This is a genomic window from Citrobacter telavivensis (genome assembly GCA_009363175.1).
Taxonomy (GTDB): domain Bacteria; phylum Pseudomonadota; class Gammaproteobacteria; order Enterobacterales; family Enterobacteriaceae; genus Citrobacter_A; species Citrobacter_A telavivensis.
The window spans coordinates 1261934-1282900 of record CP045205.1 but is presented as its reverse complement, the minus strand read 5'-3'; the positions used below and the strand labels follow the sequence as shown (position 1 = coordinate 1282900).

The following is a 20967-nucleotide window of genomic DNA, read 5'->3' as shown; positions in this document are numbered from 1 at the left end:
AACAGGCGTGACGTATTCGATAGGGATTGATTCCGGCTCGACGGCGACCAAAGGTATCTTACTGGCAGGCGGCGTGATTCAGCGCCGTTTCCTGTGCCCGACGCCATTCCGACCAGCCGACGCCATCCGCGAGGCCTGGGACGTTCTCGCACAAGGTCTGGAAACGCGACCGTACCTGACCTTAACCGGCTATGGTCGCCAGTTGGTTGATTTTGCCGACAAGCAGGTAACCGAAATTTCCTGTCACGGACTGGGGGCGCGGCTACTGGCTCCCGCCACCCGCACGGTCATTGATATTGGCGGACAGGACAGCAAGGTTATCCAACTGGATGACGACGGCAACCTCACCGACTTTCTGATGAATGACAAGTGTGCAGCGGGCACCGGACGTTTTCTGGAGGTCATTTCGCGTACCCTGGGCGCCAGCGTGGAGCAACTCGACGCCATTACCGCCGGCGTTGCGCCGCACGCCATCAGCAGCATGTGCACCGTCTTTGCCGAATCCGAAGTGATTAGCCTGCGCTCTGCGGGTATCGCTCCGGAAGCGATCCTCGCGGGCGTGATCAACGCAATGGCGCGGCGCAGCGCCAACTTCATTGGTCGACTCTCCTCACAAGGTCCGCTGCTGTTTACCGGCGGCGTCAGCCACTGCGCGGCCTTTGCCCATATGCTGGAAGGCCATGTCGGCATCCCGGTACACACCCACCCTGACGCGCAGTTTGCCGGTGCCATTGGCGCGGCGCTGATTGGTCAACGGCAGAGAAAGCGCGAATGACGGAATACCTGTTTTTGTTTCATTCGACGGTGGGCGTGATTCAGACCCGCAAAGCGTTGCAGGCCGCAGGCATGACCTTTCGGGTTGCTGATATTCCCCGCCAGTTGCGCGGGGGCTGCGGGCTGTGTGTCTACCTGCATTGCCAGCCCGGAGAAGAAGAGCGGTGGGTGATCCCCGGTCACACCGAATCGATCTACCGCCTTGAGTCGGGCGACTGGCAATGTGTGGCAACCTTCGATGCGCCAGCGCGTTGACCCGCTAAACCGCGATAAATTTCACTCTGCAATTATCGCGAAGTTAAGGATTCATTAAGATAAATCGTTATACTTCTCATCTTGCTCTCTTTGATTTTATTTAAGGAAGAATAATGAGATTGTCCGCCCGATGTCTGAATCCCCCTCTGCGAGTCATGCTACTTCTTGCTTTACTCATTGTGGGAGTGAGTGATGTCGTATCGGGTGGGGCCGCGCCCGACGGCGACAATAATTCCCTTGCGGATTATCGCGTGACGATAGATGGGGAACGAATCGCCGGAGTGAAAAAGAATGTCTCCTCACTCACCTGGTCTGATAAAAGTGACACGCTGTTCAGCACGATCAATAAACCTGCCGCGATTATTGAATTGACCAAACAGGGTCAATTACTGCGTACCATCCCACTCGATTTTATTCGCGATCTGGAGACCATTGAGTTCATCGGCGACGACACCTTTGTCATCAGCGATGAAAGTGATTATTCCATTTACGTTATTACTATCAATGCGCAGTCACAGGTGAACATCATAAAAAAGTTGAAGCTTGATCTGTATGAAACCCCGACCAACGATGGCTTTGAGGGACTCGCCTGGTCACGAGAGAAAAAGACATTCTGGTTTTTCAAAGAAAAGAGACCGATTGGGATCTATAAAGTGACGGGGCTGCTCAATAATGACAATTTGACTATTGCTAAAGACAATACTCTGCAACAGCAGCTTAATGTGAAGGATATTTCAGGCGCGGAATTTAATGCGCGACAGAATAGCCTGCTGATCCTGTCTCACGAATCACGCGTGCTCAAAGAGGTCAAAACCGACGGCGACGTCATCGGCGTCATGACGCTGACCGAAGGCCACCACGGGTTAGAACACACCATACGGCAGGCAGAAGGGATCGCGATGGATAACCAGGGATCGCTGTTTATGGTTGCTGAGCCTAATTTGTTTTACCGCTTCACGTCCAACACCGCACAATAATTCCTCCATCGCCTTACCCATTTGTTATAAATTTGTTACTCTCGCATTTCGCACACGACAAATAACAATGGGTACGGCATGAGCCAGCCACAGCACATCGCAGACCGGTATTCACTCAGCACCGCCCTCTTCGGGATGATGGTATTAGCGCTGGGCATGGGGATTGGCCGTTTTCTCTATACCCCGATGCTGCCGGTGCTGCTGGCCGAGGGGCGCTTTACGTTTTCCGAACTGTCGTGGGTAGCCAGCGTCAACTATGCGGGATACCTGGTCGGCAGCCTGCTGTTCTCCTTCGGACTTTTTCATCAGCCGGGACGTTTACGCCCCATGCTGCTGAGTTCAGCGGTGGCAACCGGCGGACTGATCCTCGCGATGGCGCTATTCTCCGGGCCAGTGGTGGTAATGCTGGTACGCTTTCTGGCGGGCGTCGCCAGCGCCGGGATGCTGATCTTTGGCTCTACGCTGGTACTGCAACATACCCGCAATCCTTTTGTCATTGCCTCACTGTTTTCTGGCGTCGGCGTGGGGATTGCGCTGGGTAACGAGTACGTGATTGCCGGATTGCACTTTGCGCTCTCCTCCCACGCGCTGTGGGTCGGGGCGGCGGCCTTCTCCGCCGTGCTGGCGATTCTGCTGGCGCTGTTGCTTCCGTCCCGCGCTCACGCGCTGCCAGCCGTAACGCAGGCAAAAAACGTATCGCAGTCGATGCGCTGGTGGCTGCTGGCGCTGCTCTACGGCCTGGCCGGATTCGGCTACATCATCGTCGCGACCTATTTGCCGTTGATGGCAAAAGACGCGGGTTCGCCACTGCTGACGGTCCATCTGTGGACGCTGGTTGGCGTCTCGATTGTGCCGGGCTGCTTCGCCTGGCTGTGGGCCGCGAAACGCTGGGGGGTGTTGCAATGTCTGACCGCAAACCTGGTGATTCAGGCCGCCTGTGTGCTCCTGACACTAGCCAGCGGCTCTCCGCTGTTGCTGGTACTGAGCAGCGTGGGATTTGGCGCGACGTTTATGGGTACCACGTCGCTGGTTATGACCCTCGCGCGCCAGCTTATTGTGCCAGGAAACCTCAATCTGCTGGGGTTTGTCACGCTGACCTACGGCATCGGGCAGATCCTGGGACCGCTGTTAACCACGCTGTTGGGCAGCGGTACGCAGGCCATTACCGATGCCACGCTGTGTGGTGCACTGGCGTTATTTATCGCCGCAACAATCAGCGCCCTGCAGTGCTATAAACAAAAGCGTTTGCTGGCGTGTCGTATCAACGACATGCGCTCACGATCATAATGCGGGGAGCCTGGTGAATCCACGCCAGTAATTCGTTAAGCAGTGAAGCCGCGACGATTTTACTGGCGGCGGCGATTGACCAGGAAAAGAGCGTCACGCTGAGCTCCCACGCCATGAACGAAACGGTCGTCACGACCAGAGTCAGGCCAACTGCGATGACCGTAATACACGCCACAGAACGCCAGAATGGTAAAGGCATCATCCTGTAAAACCGGCCCGCACTTATTCACGACCGCCTTCATGGGCGATGCGATGAAGCATAAGCGCTTCGGCAATAATATCCTGTTTGCTTTTACGCGTTTCTAAAGCCAGTGTCCGGACATAGTCCCAAAGCGTGGTTTCAACACGGGCACTTAACAGCACCATATCTTTAGAACGGGTTCCTCTGGCTTTACGGATATCGGGATAATCGCGGGAAGGCATCGTCAGCTCCTGAAGGCTATTTCATCTTAACTGGGGAGGAATATGCAGTTGGCTGAATAACAAGTCAACGCACAGTATTTCAGCAGTCGGGTGATGAAAATGTTAAGAAAACGCCTTGAAATGGAACGCCGTTTCAAGTGAAAGATGACCCGTAGCAGACTAATGATGTCAGGGTTTATTGACATGCCAGGATTAATTCAGTGATTTTCAGCCCCCATTCTCCCGGCTAAACATTCACTGCAATTATTGAAAATTCCTATCCGCCAATACGTTACTTCTGAGATAAATGTTTACATTGAGGACAATAACGGGCTTTTTTAGAGCGAGTTACGACGACCTCTTTCAATTATTTTCGCTAAGGCAGCATATCCCTTTTGTCATCCGACGTCTTACCACCACCACCGCAAACGCCAAAAAGGTAAACAGGTCGTAAATAAGGACATTTTTTAACGGCGCAAATTAAGTGCGCATTAATTGATATTAATCAATTCTTAAAGGTGTGATTTGCCAGTTTTTGGTAAGAATCTGATGAAGCACACAAATACCGACGGCTTTTGTACACTAAATTTTACGTTACCTGCCAGATGCATAATAAACTACAGGCATTGACTTCATGTACCGCGCCGGTCTGTGCTGCTTCCCCCCATCAGCCGGAGACACGGCGCACTGTCTGTTATCGTTCCCTTAATGCCTCTTTCGCCTTATTCAGCGGTTTCAACAGGTACTCAAGAATCGTTTTATTCCCCGTTTTGATGTCCACCGTCGCAATCATGCCTGGAAAAACCGGGAAGGCTTTTTTCTGCTTGTTAATTAACTGATTACTGTCGGTACGGATATAGACGCGGTAGTAATACAGATCGCGTTTAACTTCATCCTGGATGGTGTCCGGTGAGATGACCGTCACCACGCCATTGATACCGCCATAAATGGAATAATCGTACGCCGTAATCTTCACCATCGCTTCTTGCCCGGGATGGATAAAGGCAACATCGCGCGGCAGGATCTTCGTCTCAATCAGGATCTGATCGTCTAACGGCACCAGACTCATCAGTTTTCCGCCTGGCGGGATCACCCCACCGACGGTGGTCACGTCGATATCTTTCACGATCCCGCGCACAGGGGCGGTAAAGGTCAGACGCGTCAGCGAATCTTCACGTCCGTGCATCACCGAACGCTCTGTTTCAATCTCCGCATTAGCCCGCGCCAGCTCTTCCCGGGCGCGAACGTAATATTGCGTCTGCAACTCGGCAATCTTATTTTCCATCTCATTCATTTGACGGCGCAGACGCAGTACTTCGACATGGCTGGCCGCCCCCTCTTTAATCAGCGGCTGGGTCAGCGCCAGCTCTCTCTGAATAAGTGCAATCCCCTGTCGCAGCCCTTCAACGCCTTTCTCAAGGCTTTCGCGGCGGGAATGATACAACGCGCGCTCCTGGTTAATCAGTGCCGTCTCGTTGTTCAGTTCTGCCGGAAACACCAGATCGGTGCCGTTCACTTCCGCAGTAAGACGCGCCGACGTCGCCATCGCAGCATTCAGTTTCGATTCACTCTCTTTCACGCCCGATTCTGTTTTCGTCCGGTCAAGCTGCGCCAGAATCTGCCCTTTTTCAACGATATCCCCTTCACGAACATGCAGTTTGTAGATAATGCCGCCTTCCAGCGACTGAATCTCCTGCTCGTGGGATGACGGCACCACCTTACCGCTGCCAGTGGTGACCTCGTCGAGATGAAAGTAGCTCATCCAACCGACAAACGCGGCCAACAGAGCAAACAGGAACCAGGCGACCAGTGAAGAGCGCGGGAGCTTCGGTTCACTGAGGCGACTGTTAAAACGGTTAAAATCGCTCATATTACGACCTCCCAGGATTGTTTGACGGCGGGGTATTGATTCTCGACACATTACTTTGTGTCGTCTCCGGCTGCGCCATACCATGTTTATTCAGGATGGCGTCACGCGGACCGTCCATCACAATACGTCCGTTATCCAGCACGATAATGCGATCCACCAGTTCGAGGATCGGCAGGCGATGCGTCGCGACAACCATCGTACGCTGGCTACCTAACCAAGTTTTGAGGTGCTGAATGAACTGCTTTTCACCAATCTCATCCAGCCACGCGGTCGGTTCATCAAGCAGTAAAATAGTGGGTGATGTTAGCAGCGCACGCGCCAACAGCAGCGACTGACGCTGACCGCCAGACAACCCGGCCCCCCCTTCGCTTATCACGTAGTTCATCCCCATCTTCTGCTTACGGACAAAATCGAGCGCGCCACCGATCGCCAGTGCCTGCTGGATGTCGTCGTCTGTCGCCGTAGGGTTACCCAACGTAATGTTGTCGTGAATGGAGCCAAAGAACAGGCGTGCCTGCTGGCTCAGCAGTTGCATATCGCGGCGCAAATCCGCCGGGTCCAGATGATTCAGGGCGATGTCATCCAGTAAGACGGCCCCCTGCTGCGGCTCCTGCATCCCCGCCAGTACCTGAAGTAGCGTACTTTTACCTGAGCCATTGCGCCCGAGCAGCGCCACGCGTTCACCGGCTTTGATGTTCAACGCCGGCACCGTCAGCACGTTCACTTTCTCTTCTTCGTCGTAGTAAAAGCTGACGTTTTCCAGTTGATAGTGGCCGCGCAGGTGCGCTTTGTGCACTTTCTTACCCTGAAGCGGCTCATCAATCGGACGCTGCATCAGTTCATCCAGCCCTTTCAGCGCCACTTTTGCCGATTGCCAACGCGAAAGCACACCGGAGATCTGCGACAACGGCGCGATAGTGCGTGAGGCGAGGATCGAGGTCCCGACCAGCGCACCGGTCGTCAGATCGCCATCAATCACCAGGTAGCAGCCAATCAGCAGTACCACGGCGTAGACTATCGATTGCACTTCCTGGGTCCACGTCAGCAGCAGACTGGTCAGCCAGCGCTGACGCATACCCACTTCAGCGGCCACAAAATTGGTGTTGTTCCACTGATTCTGGAAACGCTGTTCGGCACGCATCAGTTTGATGTCTTCAATGCCCTGCACCGCTTCCACGAGCGTTGCGTTGCGGATTGCCGATTCACGCATCCCTTCGTTGGAAAGCCGTCCCAGTGGGCGTTGTACCAGCAGGCCGGGGATCAATAACAGGGGAACCGCCATCAGCACGACCAGTACCAGCGGCCCGCCAATCATCCACAAAATAAACACAAACAGCAGGAAAAACGGCAGGTCGGAAATAGCCGAGATGGTCGTTGAGGTGATCAGTTCACGCACCGACTCTAGTTCACGAATCTGGGCGATAAACGAGCCCGTCGATTTCGAACGCGCACCGTTTTTGATGCGCAGCGCATGGGCAAAGATACGCTCAGAGATACGGAGATCTGCGCGTTTACCAACGACATCAGAAATATAAACCCGCAGCATGCGCATAATAAATTCGAACAGGATTGCCAGCATCACCCCGCCAAACAGCACCCACAGCGTGGTTTCTGACTGTGAGGGCACGACACGGTCATACACCTGCATAGAGAAAATCATGCCGGAAAGCGCCAGCACGTTGGCAACCAGCGCAACAACCATAATATCGATATAGCGATGCCAGTCTTTTAACGCCAGTCGCCAGAACCAGTTTTTCTTATATGGCTTAATATAATCGTCAACGCGCGCATCGGGCGTGGATTCGAGTGGACGCAGAACCAGTAATGTTTTTATCCGTGCGCGTAATTCATCACGCGTTAACACAGTTTCCAGTCCTTCATCACCGCTGAACTGAAGGCTAATATTGCCGTCGCTGTCCATTCGGTTAATCACCGCGATTTGCCCTTCGCTAAATTCCGCAATCAGCGGCAAACGCCACGGATCGAGAAAAGAGATTTTTGCCGCCACAACGCGCAGTCCCAGCCCCAGTTGGCGAGCCATATCTTTTAACACCAGGTCGCGCGGCGAGTCGCTTTCATAATTAATCGACACCCGAACATGCTCTTGAGAGAAATCGAGACGATAATGCTGCGCCACACCGATCATTGCCTGTAACCAGGGTTCGTATTGCGACTGCGTGTTCATAGCGTTCGGTTCCTGTTGTGTGGCACTGCGCCATAACGGAATTGCATTAGGAATAACGGAATGTGTGCTCATACTTTTATATTCGTCCGAAAAGACACTCGTCATCTGCGGACGGTAATGTTCATGACTTTTATTTTAGTGCGATTTTGACGCGATATATTCCGGGGGAAATCATTCCCCCGGAATAGTGCATTACATAATCACTAACTGATGGTTTGCCAGCAGAGTGGCAAGGTCGGTTTGTACACCGTTCAGGGTAACCACATTGGTGGACGAGAAGTTACCGCCCGCCCCATCGAGATCCACATGGATTTCAGTGTTGCTGCCGTTCTGCACCACGCGGACGTAGTCCTCGATGTTCCCTGCCTGGGCATCCAGCGTCGCAACGCTATTCACATAGCTCGCGGCGCCGCTACCGGTGTAGCCGCTGCCGGACAGAAGTTCGCGCAGGTCGATACGGTCAGTATCTGCAGTCCCTTCCCAGGTACCGATGGTAAAGCCGTTTACAACATCGCTGCCGTTGCCGCCCGTGGCGTCTGAGGCAGTTATCAACTTGTACAACAGGGTATCCTGGCCGCCGTTACCAATATTGAAGGTATCGTCGCCACCGCGACCTTCGAAGAAGTTTTCCGTCGCGTTGCCGGTAAACACATCATTGCCGTTGCCGCCGGCAATCCCTTCCACATTCACGAACTGCGCGTTACCGAAACCGGTATTCTGCATTCCGGTGTTGCTTAGATCGATGTTCAGCGCGGAACTTCCCGCCAGTTCATAGTCGACAATGTCCATCCCACCTTGTGCGGTCCAGACGTCGGCATCAGACACTACGCGGCTACCGCCGCCGCCGTTATAAACGTGCGTACCTGCCGTGGCATACAGCGTATCGTTGTAGCCGGTTCCGACAATACCCGTGGTGTTCGTCCCGTCCGTCGCTGCCGTGGCGCTGTTCGTCGCCGAGGCACCGTCTTCTGCGGTCAGCGTGTACGCGTGGTTCTTCTCAACCGCTTTCAGGCCACCCCAGGCGGCGTTGACGTTCTCGATGGTATTCGACACGCCGGAGGAGTCGAAATTCACCGAGGAGACACCGCCATAGTCCTTACCGCTAGCCAGCAGTACTGCGCTGTACGACTTGCTCGCATCCAGTCCGTAGAAGTAGACCATGCCGGACGAGTCGTTCATGTTCACGCCGCCCTGCGGGTTAATGACCTGTGAGCTGACCACCTTGCCGGTACTTTCATCAATGAGCAGCACCGTGTTGCCATAGAAGGCGTTAATGCCGTTCGCATCCGAAATACGCAGGATAATGCTGGTTCCGTCAGCGATAGTGCTGTTGTTGGTGATGTATTCCGTTTTACCGCCTGCGGCACGGAAGACCACCAGATCCTTGTCGCCGTCGTAATCCAGGTCCAGCGTCAGCGCACCGGTAGTGATGTTGGTGCTGCCCTGGTTTGCTCCGGTTAAAAGGGTCTGTGACGTCCAGTCGACCTGGTTGCTGCCATTCACACCATTATTGGTCCACAGCAGACCGATGTTGTTGGTATTGGTGGCAACCGTTGAACCTGCTGCACCGGCAATTTCGATCAAATCCATCTTGCCGTCGCCGTTCCAGTCCACTGCCAGCGACGTCATACTGTTAACGCTGTCGCCCAACGTCTGCACGTTCGATCCGGCGCCCATGCCGTTTGCGGCTGAAGTTAACTTACCTGTACCGTCGTTATAGAAGATGGCGCTGGTGGCATTCCCCTGACCGGTCAGACCGCCAACAAACAGATCCATATAACCGTCGCCGTTTAAGTCGGACCAGGTCATGGTGGTGTAGTAGTTGGTCGTCGCACTGTCACCGTTAAACACACCCGTCACCACCTGGGTGTTGGTGAGCGTCATATTGCCATTACTATCCACGCCGTTGGTCACGACGACCAGACGACTGCTCGAAGTACTTGCTCCTCCCGCCGAAGTGGTATTCGTGCCAGATGTACCGTGATAGGTGATGTCGACATAGCCATCGTTGTTCAGATCGACACCTGAAACCTCGCGGTCTGGGGTAGCATTGTTGTTGTTCGTCGATGCCACACCATCTTGTGTGGTGCTCGAGTTCACATAGGCACCCGTCTTATCAAATCCGGCAATTGTCCCGTCGGTATTGATCACAAACCCGGTGTCGTAGCCACCTCGCCCCTCAGAATCGTTCGGCGTTTCATCGCCGTACACCATATCAATATAGCCATCGCCATTGATATCGACGCCCATTGCGCCGCCGTACCAGCCGTAGACGTTACCGTTAGGATCGTTAGTTTGCCCGGTCACACCGTAGGCACCCACCTGGAAGGAGGTATAGGTCCCATCTTCGTTGTATTTGAACGACTGCTGACCGTTCGCATAGCCGGTGTCCGCCCCCAGAATATCCATCAGGCCGTCGCGGTCAAAATCGACAAACGACGACTGCTGCTGTTTGTCCGGACCGCTAATTGCCACCGAATCAAACGACCCTAACGTCGTGGAATCGGTCGCGTTCTGGGTAAACACCGTCGAGTTGCTGAGGATGCGCCATGTGCCATCTTCACTCATCGTCAGCGCCGTTCCGGTATCTTCAGAAGAGGCCGCCGTTGACGTAAAGGAGATTGACGGCGTTGCGGCGACCGTCAGCTCGTTGCTGCTGTCATCTTTGGTAATTTCCGTGCCGTCCGCTTTATAAAGGACGGCTTTCACCTCGTACGTTCCCAGCGCCAGCGCATCGCTGTCAGGGATCTGCACGTACCAGGTACTGTTTTTCGGATCAATCACCACCGCGCCATTGCGCGAGCTGTACACCACGTTGTTGACCGTCACTTCCACGTACTCACCCGGAAGGATTTCAAAATCAACGCTGCCCGTAATGATTGGCGTGGTATCCAGCGTGCTTTGGGTATCGGCATACATCACCAGATCAACGGTGAAATCAAACACCGGAGAGTGCGTCCCTTCGTTACCGGCGGCATCAACCACCACCGCGTAGAACTCCCCTTTTTCACCATCGACCAGCGGGACGTTCAGTTGATACGTCCAGTCTGTGCCATTCACATCCGCTTCGCCCAACAGCGTGCCGTCGGCGCTGTAAATACGCACCCGTTCACCGGTTTGCAGCGTGGTCGACAGGGTGCCGTTCAGTACTGGCGTACGATCATCCGTGGTCGTACCGGAGGCAAAATCACCCCGAGAAGAGGCCACATCATCGGTGTAGCTGACGATCGTTGCCGTCGTCGCCGACGGGGTCAGGTCAACCGTCACGATCTGATCGTTGGTTGCCCCAACGTTTCCGGCGACATCCACCACACGTACCTGATAAGTGTGATCGCCTTCCACTAGCGTACGTGAATCCACATACGACCAGTTGGTGCCATTCATGATGACATCCTGCCAGGTCGCCCCGTTATCGATACTGATCTGCACGCGATCGCCTGCCGCCAACGGCGCAGCAATAGAACCTTTGATCGTCAGCGATGTGTCATTGGTCAGCCAGTCTGTGCTGCTGTAGCCCGTATCCGTAGAGATGCTGTCGATGCTGACGGTAATGGCGCTATCCGGCGGCGTCAGATCGACCGTCACCTGCTGGTGCGCGGTCGAGCCAATGTTGCCCGCGGTATCAATCACGCGCACCCAGTAGTCATAAGTCCCTTCAGCCAGCGTACGACCATCATCGAAGAACCAGTTATTGCCAATCACCGTCACGTTCTGCCAGGTTGCGCCGCCGTCCAGACTGATCTGTACGATTTCGCCCGGGGCCAGCGTCGCGCCCAGAGACCCCTGCAGACTGAGCGACGTATCTTTAGTGATAAAGTCGCTGCTGCTCAGACCGTTGTCGTCAGAGATGCTGTCGAACACGATCGTTTTGCTGGCGTCTGGCACTTGCGTGTCGATAGTGACCGTCTGGCTGGTAGTCGCACTGACGTTACCCGCGTCGTCAATCACCCGCAGTTGGTAAACATAATCACCATCGGCAAGCGTACGTCCATCCGCGTAAGACCAGGTCTGCCCGCTTACGCTGACGTCAATCCATGTGAGCCCGCCATCAAGGCTAATCTGCACATGTTCGCCGCTGGCAAGAACCGCATTCAGTGAACCATGCAGTGCAAGCTGATTATCGTGCGTGATGAAGTCGCTGGTCGACAGACCGGTATCCTGAGTAATGGAATCGACGGAAATCAACGTGACTGCCGGTGGCGTTGTATCCACCCGGATCGTCTGACTGTCGAGCGACCCAACGTTGCCTGCGGCATCAATCACACGTACCAGATACTGATATGAACCATCCGCCAGGGTACGCCCATCGGCATATGACCAGGAGGTACCATTCACCACCAGGTCAATCCAGGTTGCGCCGCCGTCAAGGCTTACCTGCGCGGTTTCACCGCTTCCCAGAGGGGCGGAAAGTGAACCCTCAAGCATGACCTGATTCGTGTTGGTCACAAAATCGCTGGCGCTGAGGCCACTGTCACCTTGTACCGAATCGATAGAGATTGTCTGGCCGGGCGCGGTCAAATCAACGTTAACCACATGCATCGAATTGCCGCTGTTGCCGATGGCATTGCTGACTTCTGCATTCACACTATACGCGGTGCCATCCACCAGAGCGGCAACGTCAGTACTGCTGACTACGCAGCTCCACTGACCATTACTGTCCACCACGGCGTGATAGGTTTTCCCCCCCAGCGTAATAGTGACCATCTGACCCGCCGGCGCGTTCGTCGTCCCGCTAATCGTCAGCGGTACACCGTGTTCCGCAGCATTGATCACATCATCCATACTGAGCGTATCAATCGTAATTGTCGGAACTTCACGACTCAGCGTAACGTCATGATTGATATCAACGGTGTTACCCGCCTTATCGTTCACGGTTGCCTTGATAGTGTAATCACCATCCGGCAAGCCATTGAAATCACTCGCTGGAACCAGTACCGACCAGTTTCCGCTGGCATCAACAAGTGCCTGATAGAGATGACCGTTAAAGGTCACCGTCACGATACTCCCCTGCCCTGCATCGGAGGTCCCGCTGATGGTCTGCCCGGCCTGTTGTTCTGCCGTGTTGACCACATCATCAAACGCGACCGTATTAAGGGTAATAACCGGTGGAGTGGTATCGACTGTCACCGTCACAGAAGACACCGCTCCGCCCATATTACCGGCGTCATCAACAACCTTAACCTGCCAGGTATGATCCCCATCTGCCAGTACACGTGGATCCGTAAAGCTCCAGCCTGTGCCGTTTACGATTGCTTCAACCCACGTAGCGCCGCCATCGACACTGATCATTAAATGTTCGTCGCCGCGCAGGGCGTTGCTAAGCGAGCCCTGAATAGTCAACGTGGTATCACTGGTAATAAAATCGCTGCCTGAAATACCGGTATCATTTGACACGCTGTCAAACTGGATCGTCGGCCAGCTGACGTCATTATCAACAGTCACCCTTTGAGACGTTGTCGCCCCAACGTTGCCCGCCGCATCAACCACACGCAGCATATAGAGATAGTCACCATCCGCCAGGATACGGTTATCGTCGTAATGCCATTGCGTCCCGGTGACCGTCGTGGTAATCCATGTCACCCCATTATCCAGGCTAATCTGCACAACTTCGCCCGCTACCAGAGGGGCACCCAATGTCCCTTCAAGCGTGAAGATGCGCGATTGGGTCAGGAAATCATTGTTATCCGCCCCCGTATCGGAGGAGATGCGGTCAACGGTCACGGTGGTCGCGGCATCCGGCGGAGTCAGATCGACTGTCACCTGCTGATGCGCAGTCTCACCGACGTTGCCCGCCGTATCCATCACGCGCACCCAGTAGTCATAAGTCCCTTCCGCCAGCGTACGGCCATCATCAAAGGTCCAGCGATTACCAATCACCGTCACGTTCTGCCACGTCGCGCCACCGTCAAGGCTGATTTGTACGGTTTCATCTGCCGCCAGCGACGCCCCCAGCGTACCTTTCAGGCTGAGCGAGGTATCATTAGTCAAGAAGTCGGTATTGCTCAGGCCACTGTCGTCAGTAATGCTGTCAAAAGTGATTGTTTTGCTGGCGTCCGGTGCCTGCATATCAATGGTCACCGTCTGGCTGGTGGTCGCACTGACGTTACCTGCATCGTCAATCACCCGCAGTTGGTAAACGTAATCACCGTCAGCAAGCGTGCGTCCATCCGCATAAGACCAGCTCTGACCGCTCACGCTGACGTCAATCCAGGTATTCCCACCATCAAGGCTTATCTGCACATGTTCACCGCTGGCCAGCGGCGCGTTTAACGAGCCCTGTACGGTAAGTTGGTTGTCGCTGGTAATGAAATCACTTGTCGAGAGCCCTGAATCCTGAGTAATGGAATCGACGGAAATCAACGTCACTGCCGGTGGGGTCGTATCCACGACCACCGTCTGGCTGATGACCGCGCCAACGTTGCCCGCGTCATCAATCACACGCACCAGATACTGATATGAACCATCCGCCAGGGTACGCCCATCGGCATACGACCAGGAGGTACCATTCACCACCAGGTCAATCCAGGTTGCGCCGCCATCAAGGCTGATTTGCGCGGTTTCACCGGTAGCAAGCGTTGTTGAAAGTGAACCATCGAGCACAATCTGGTTATCGCTGGTGATGAAGTCAGAGGCACTCAGCCCCGTATCATTCTGCACCGCCACGATAGTGATGATCTGCGCCGGTGCGGTCAGATCCACGTTGATCGAATGATCGTCACTGGCGCTATTGCCAATGGCGTTGCTGACCTCCGCATGCACCGTGTAAGCCGTGCCATCTGCCAGCGCGGCAACATCGGCGCTGCCCACAACGCAGCTCCACTGACCGTTGCTGTCCACGACGGCTGTATATGTCTGGCCGTTCAGCGTGATCGTGACCGTCTGACCCGCCGGGGCAGTGGTCGTCCCGCTGAGGATCAGCGATGTCCCGTGCTCTGCAGCATTAATGATGTCATCGGTGCTGAGCGTATTGATGGTAATCGTCGGAGCATCACCGTTCAGCGTCACGTCGTGGCTGGTATCACCCGCGTTGCCCGCCGTATCGTTCACCGTGGCGGTGATGGTGTAATTTCCATCCACCAGACCATTGAAATCCGTTGCTGGCACAAAGACCGACCAGTTTCCGCTGGCATCCACCGTGGCCTGATAGGAATGACCGTTAAAGGTCACCGTTACCGTTTGACCCGGTTCTGCGGTTGTCGTACCGCTAATGGTTTGTCCGGCTCGCTGCTCCCCAGTATTCACGATATCGTCGCTTGCCACGGTATCAATCGTGATAAGCGGTGCCGTGGTATCGACCGTCACGTTATGCGTTGTCTGGCTTTCATTGCCCGCCTTATCGCTGACGGTGGCCGTCACAATCAACGCACCCTCACTGAGTCCAGCCAGATCCGCTGCCGGAACGGTAACGCTCCAGGTACCATCGGCGGCGACAACGGCAGTCCAGGACTGACCGCCTGCTGTGATGGTCACCACCTGACCCGGCTCTGCACTGGTGTTGCCCTGAATAGTCAGAGGCTGCTGCTGTTCGGCAGCGTTGAGCACATCGTCTGCGGAGATCGTGTTGATAGTGACAACCGGAGCAGAGGTATCCACCGAGACCAGAGAGGAGGCCGACGCACTGTTGCCAGCGCTGTCCTGCGCCGTCACAGAGACGGTATAACGCTGGCCGTCGCCAAGCTGCGCCACATCGGCTGCCGGTACGGTCACGGTCCAGGTGCCGTTCGCCTGTACGGTCGCGGTGTAACTCTGTCCGTTCAGCATCATCGTGACGATCGTACCTGCAGGCAACTGACCGCTGGTTCCACTGATGATGAGATCACTCCCCGCTTCCAGCGCGTTGATCACGTCATCGACGGCAATGGTATCTACTGCCAGCGTGACGGTTGCGGTATTAACCTCCACATCGTGGGTCGCGGAGCCGCTGTTGCCGGCCGCGTTCGTCACGGTCACGGTGATGGTGGTGGTGCCGTCGTTCAGGGCGCTGATGTCCGCTGCCGGCACGCCGACGCTCCAGTTGCCCGCCGCGTCCACCACGGTGGTGTAGTTTTTGCCGTTCACGGTCACGGTGACCGCATCACCCGCCGCCGCGCCGCTGGCGGAGCCGCTGATGATCTGGGTCTGGCCGTGCTCGGTACGGTTGATGATGTCGTCGGACGCCACGGTGCTGATGGTCACCACCGGTGACGTGGTATCAACCGTCAGGGCATGGCTCGCCGAGCCGGTGTTGCCGGCCGCGTCAGAGACCGTGGCGGTAACCGTGCCGGTGGTCAGGGCACCGGCTTCTGCGGCCGGAACGGTGACGCTCCAGCTGCCGTTCGCCTGTACCAGTGCGGTGTAATCGTTGCCGTTAATGGTCACGGTGACGGTCTGACCGGCCGGTGCGGTGGTGGTCCCGGTAATGACCAGGTCCGCCTGTGCTTCAGTGGCGTTGAGGATATCGTCCGCCGCGAGGGTGCTGATGGTGATGACCGGCGCGGTGGTGTCGACGCTGTAGTCGCGGGTCGCCGACGCGCTGTTGCCGGCGGCATTGCTCACACTCACCTCCACGCGGGCGCTGCCGTCGGTCAGACCGGACAGGTCCGCAGACGGTACGGTCAGGGTCCACTCGCCGTTCGCCTGCACCTGCGCGGTATAGGTCTGGCCATTCAGGGTCACGGTGACCAGCTGACCGGCTTCCACGTTCGTGGTCGTGCCGGAGAGCACCAGGTCCGCGCCCTGTTCGGCGGCGTTAATCACGTCGTCGGCGGTCACGCTGTTAAGGGTGACGGACGGTGCCGCGGTGTCCACGGTCACATCGTGGGTCGCGGAGCCGCTGTTGCCGGCCGTGTTCGTCACGGTCACGGCGATGGTGGTGGTGCCGTCGTTCAGGGCACTGATGTCCGCTGCCGGCACGCCGACGCTCCAGTTGCCCGCCGCATCCACCACGGTGGTGTAGTTTTTGCCGTTCACGGTCACGGTGACCGCATCACCCGCCGCCGCCCCGCTGGCGGAGCCGCTGATGATCTGGGTCTGGCCGTGCTCGGCACGGTTGATGATGTCGTCGGCTGCCACGGTGCTGATGGTCACCACCGGTGACGTGGTGTCAACCGTCAGGGCATGGCTCGCCGAGCCGGTGTTGCCGGCCGCGTCAGAGACCGTGGCGGTAACACTGCCGGTGGTCAGGGCACCGGCTTCTGCGGCCGGGACGGTGACGCTCCATCTGCCGTTCGCCTGTACCAGCGCGGTGTAGTCGTTGCCGTTAATGGTCACGGTGACGGTCTGACCGGCCGGTGCGGTGGTGGTCCCGGTAATGACCAGGTCCGCCTGTGCTTCAGTGGCGTTGAGGATATCGTCCGCCGCGAGGGTGCTGATGGTGATGACCGGCGCGGTGGTGTCGACACTGTAGTCGTGGGTCGCCGACGCGCTGTTGCCGGCGGCATTGCTGACGCTGGCCTCCACGCGGGCGCTGCCGTCGGTCAGACCGGACAGGTCCGCAGACGGTACGGTCAGGGTCCACTCGCCGTTCGCCTGCACCTGCGCGGTATAGGTCTGGCCATTCAGGGTCACGGTGACCAGCTGACCGGCTTCCACGTTCGTGGTCGTGCCGGAGAGCACCAGGTCCGCGCCCTGTTCGGCGGCGTTAATCACGTCGTCGGCGGTCACGCTGTTAAGGGTGACGGACGGTGCCGCGGTGTCCACGGTCACATCGTGGGTCGCGGAGCCGCTGTTGCCGGCCGTGTTCGTCACGGTCACGGCGATGGTGGTGGTGCCGTCGTTCAGGGCGCTGATGTCCGCTGCCGGCACGCCGACGCTCCAGTTGCCCGCCGCGTCCACCACCGTGGTGTAGTTTTTGCCGTTCACGGTCACGGTGACCGCATCACCCGCCGCCGCCCCGCTGGCGGAGCCGCTGATGATCTGGGTCTGGCCGTGCTCGGCACGGTTGATGATGTCGTCGGACGCCACGGTGCTGATGGTCACCACCGGTGACGTGGTGTCAACCGTCAGGGCATGGCTCGCCGAGCCGGTGTTGCCGGCCGCGTCAGAGACCGTGGCGGTAACCGTGCCGGTGGTCAGTACGCCAGCGACGGCCATGATGGAATAGACGCTCCCCGTCGGAACGGTGACGCTCCAGCTGCCGTTCGCCTGTACCAGCGCGGTGTAATCGTTGCCGTTAATGGTCACGGTGACGGTCTGACCGGCCGGTGCCGTGGTGGTCCCGGTGATCACCAGGTCCGCCAGTGATTCGGTGGCGTTAAGGATATCGTCAGCGGCAATGGTATTGATCGTAATCAATGGCGCAGAGGTATCCAGAGTGACGGTACGACCCGCATCGGCCGTGTTACCACTGACATTGGTGACGCTAACGCTGATCTGTTCGCGGCTGTCGGTCAGTGATGCAATGGCCGAAGGCGGCACGGTCACACTCCATGAACCATCGGTCTGAACCAGCGCAGTAAAGGTCTGACCGGCGAACTTCACCACTACCGTCTGACCCACTTCAACGCCCTGAGTCTGACCAGAAATCAGCAGGTCGCCCCCTTTTTCGGCGCTATTGATAAGATCATCGGTGGAGATGGTATCAATGGAGATCGCGACAGGATCCAGATCGAGTTCGACCTGGTGGTCAACCGTCACCGTGTTTGCCCAGGCATCCTGTGCGCTGGCATTCACCACCACCTGGCCTGCGGTCCAGCTTTGCAGATCCGCAGCCGGTACCCCAATCTGCCAGTTACCGCTACTATCAACGACCGTCTGGTAAGTCACGTTATTGATAGTCACGTTGACCGTCGTACCTGCCGCCAGATGGCTGCTGCTCCCGGTGACCACCAAATCCCGATGTTGTTCGATGGCGTTAATAATGTCGTCGCCAGAGAGGGTATTGATACGCAGGCCAGGCAACGACGCGTTGATGTTGATATCGCGATCGCCGGTACCGGTGTTGCCGTGGCTGTTCGTTACAGAAGCGGTAAAGGTCAGATCACCATCACCAACGCTGTTCAGGTCGCTCGCCGGAATGGTTACTTTCCAGCTCAAATCATTTTCTACGGTGGCGGTATAATGCTTGCCGCCCACCATGATGGAAACCGTGTCGCCTGCTGCGGCATTTGTCACGCGACCGCTTAAGATTTGATCGCTATTGGCTTCGGTGTTGTTCACCAGGTTGTCCGTGGCGAAATTATTGATAATCACCTGCGGCAGCGTCGTGTCGACAAGGAATGATGCGGTGGTCGTCCCACTGTTGCCAATGGAATCTGTCCCGCTGACGGTCACGTTATAAATTGTGTTCGCCAGATTCAGCACGTCAGAAACCGGCACCTGAACAGACCAGGTACCGTTATTGACCGTCGCGGTGTAGGCGATATTGTTGAGCATCACGGTCACCGTGCTGCCGTCAGCCAGGGTGCTGGTGCCGCTGAGGGTCAGCGGTTGCATAGACTCCTGCGCATTCAGCACGTTATCAACACTGATAGGGTCCACGGTGATCCCAACAGCCATGCTGTTGAGCGTCACATCATGAGTCGCGGTGCTGGTATTGCCTGCCGCATCCGTCACGGTCACCGTGATCGTATGCTGGCCGTTACTCATGGAATTGAACACCGACGCCGGAACGCCGACACTCCAGCTACCGTCCGCTTGTACAACGCCGGTAAAGGTCTGGTTACCAAACTGAACGGTGACAACGTCGCCAGGCGCGGCACCATTCGCCATCCCCGAGATCAGTTGTGCGACATCCTGTTCATCGTCATTCAGTATGTTATCGCCTGCAACAGTGTTGACCGTCAGAATCGGCGCCGTGGTATCAACGGTCACTAATTCAGAAATGTTTGTCGCGTTTCCGGCTTTATCGTTTACCGATACCGTCAGGGAGTGGTTACCGTCCGCCAGCGCCTGCACATCAGCCGCATCCAGCGTCATAGACCAGGTGCCATCGGCTGCCACGGTCGCAGTGTACGTTTTGCCATTGAACATCAACGTTACCGTCTGCCCGGCTTCAGCCGTGGTTTTCCCGCTCAAAACCAGAGACGCGTTATGCTCAGCGGCGTTAATAATCTGGTCGATGGCGATGTTGTCCATCGACAGCAGCGGTGGCTGAGTATCTACCGTAATAACCTGGCTGCCCGAGACCGCATTACCCGCCGCATTTTGTCCGCTAACCGCGACGGTCCAACTGCCGTCTGCCAGCGCGTTCGCATCGGCGGCCGGCACGTTAACCTGCCATTCGCCGTTTGCACCCACGGTGGTGACGTACGTTTTACCGTTCAGCGTTACCGTCAGTGTTGTGCCCTGTGCCAAATGGCTGCTGGCACCAGAAAGTGTAAAACCAGCGGACTGTTCACTGGCATTAACGATGTTATCGCCGGCGGTGGTTGCCAGCGTCAATGTGGCAATGGTGGTATCTACATTGATCGTAATGCTACCGGCGGAAGTGGTGTCGTTGCCGTTGATCTGCACAACAGACCAGGTGTGAGTCCCGTCGGTCTGCACTGGCAGCAGCACGGTCCAGACGCCATTGGCATCCACCATCGTACTGGCAATGGTGTTGCCGTGGCTGTCTTTAATCTGAATGGTGGCGCCCGGATGACCCGTCCCGCTGAAGGTTGGGGTGTTGTCATCGGTCGTGTCATTGGCTGACAGTCCGCCCTGTTTGTCCCCTTTCTTATCGGTGACCATATACGTCGGCGTATTTTTGGTGTTATCAACCACTTCGGTTTGGGTTTCAGTGACAGTTTTGGTTTTACCGCTATCATCATTAGCCAGCAGTGCGCCAATTGCGCCGCCACCCAGTCCTGCCCCCGCGAGCCACGCCCACGGGAAATCATTATCGTCGCTGGCCGCTTCCGCCATCAGAGGCTCAAGGCTGTCGACAGGCGTCGCGTGCGCCGTCAGTTCCACGGAATCAAGGCTGGCGACATCGCCAATCTCGTCAAACGTCACATGTGTCAGGCCCGTTTCATCGCTGAATACCAGCTCGGAGTGCAATTTTGACTCCGGCTCTTCAGTGAAATAGCCACTGCAACGGATCACGCTGCCATCTTTCATGTAAATCAGCAGGTCATTACCCTGGCGGACATAACGCGCCACATCCTGAGCGGAACCCAGGATTTCAATGATAGATGCACCAGAGACAGCTACGGAAAGGTTGCCTTCGCCGGACAGTACGGTTTTCTTTGCGGTGTGACGATTAATAATGTTTGCGGTTTTTAAGGTATTCATCATCTGGCTCATAAGGTCAGTTA

9 protein-coding genes are annotated in these 20967 nt (G+C 56.3%); 4 read left to right on the top strand and 5 right to left on the bottom strand.

Annotation, left to right across the window (positions count from 1 at the left end; all coding sequences use genetic code 11):
* Nucleotides 1–7: 7 nt before the first annotated feature.
* The 4 genes from GBC03_08270 to GBC03_08255 all read left to right on the top strand — a co-directional run bounded on the left by GBC03_08270 (nucleotide 8) and on the right by GBC03_08255 (nucleotide 3293).
* Complete coding sequence (locus GBC03_08270) at nucleotides 8–775, top strand: hypothetical protein (GenBank protein ID QFS70201.1); 768 nt, start codon at nucleotides 8–10, stop codon at nucleotides 773–775.
* A complete protein-coding gene (locus GBC03_08265; protein ID QFS70200.1) occupies nucleotides 772–1029 on the top strand; it encodes a DUF3343 domain-containing protein in 258 nt (85 codons plus the stop codon). The genes GBC03_08270 and GBC03_08265 overlap by 4 nt, the downstream gene beginning before the upstream one ends.
* 113 nt (nucleotides 1030–1142) lie before the next feature.
* A complete protein-coding gene (locus tag GBC03_08260) occupies nucleotides 1143–2006 on the top strand; it encodes a hypothetical protein (protein QFS70199.1) in 864 nt (287 codons plus the stop codon).
* A 78-nt stretch (nucleotides 2007–2084) separates the two neighbouring features.
* Entirely contained in the window at nucleotides 2085–3293 is a 1209-nt protein-coding gene (locus tag GBC03_08255; protein ID QFS70198.1) for a YbfB/YjiJ family MFS transporter, read from the top strand.
* Here the strand turns inward: GBC03_08255 and GBC03_08250 are convergent.
* The 5 genes from GBC03_08250 to GBC03_08230 all read right to left on the bottom strand — a co-directional run bounded on the left by GBC03_08250 (nucleotide 3268) and on the right by GBC03_08230 (nucleotide 20944).
* Complete coding sequence (locus GBC03_08250; GenBank protein ID QFS70197.1) at nucleotides 3268–3495, bottom strand: hypothetical protein; 228 nt, start codon at nucleotides 3493–3495, stop codon at nucleotides 3268–3270. The two genes, GBC03_08255 and GBC03_08250, sit on opposite strands and share 26 nt — an antisense overlap.
* Before the next feature lie 20 nt (nucleotides 3496–3515).
* Complete coding sequence (locus GBC03_08245; GenBank protein QFS70196.1) at nucleotides 3516–3716, bottom strand: hypothetical protein; 201 nt, start codon at nucleotides 3714–3716, stop codon at nucleotides 3516–3518.
* 673 nt (nucleotides 3717–4389) lie between these two features.
* Complete coding sequence (locus tag GBC03_08240) at nucleotides 4390–5565, bottom strand: HlyD family type I secretion periplasmic adaptor subunit (protein QFS70195.1); 1176 nt, start codon at nucleotides 5563–5565, stop codon at nucleotides 4390–4392.
* A gap of 1 nt (nucleotide 5566) precedes the next feature.
* Nucleotides 5567–7750 carry a type I secretion system permease/ATPase gene (locus GBC03_08235; GenBank protein ID QFS70194.1) on the bottom strand — a complete coding sequence of 728 codons (2184 nt, stop codon included), beginning with the start codon at nucleotides 7748–7750 and terminating at the stop codon, nucleotides 5567–5569.
* Nucleotides 7751–7942: 192 nt separating this feature from the next.
* Entirely contained in the window at nucleotides 7943–20944 is a 13002-nt protein-coding gene (locus tag GBC03_08230; GenBank protein QFS73949.1) for an Ig-like domain-containing protein, read from the bottom strand.
* Nucleotides 20945–20967 lie beyond the last annotated feature (23 nt).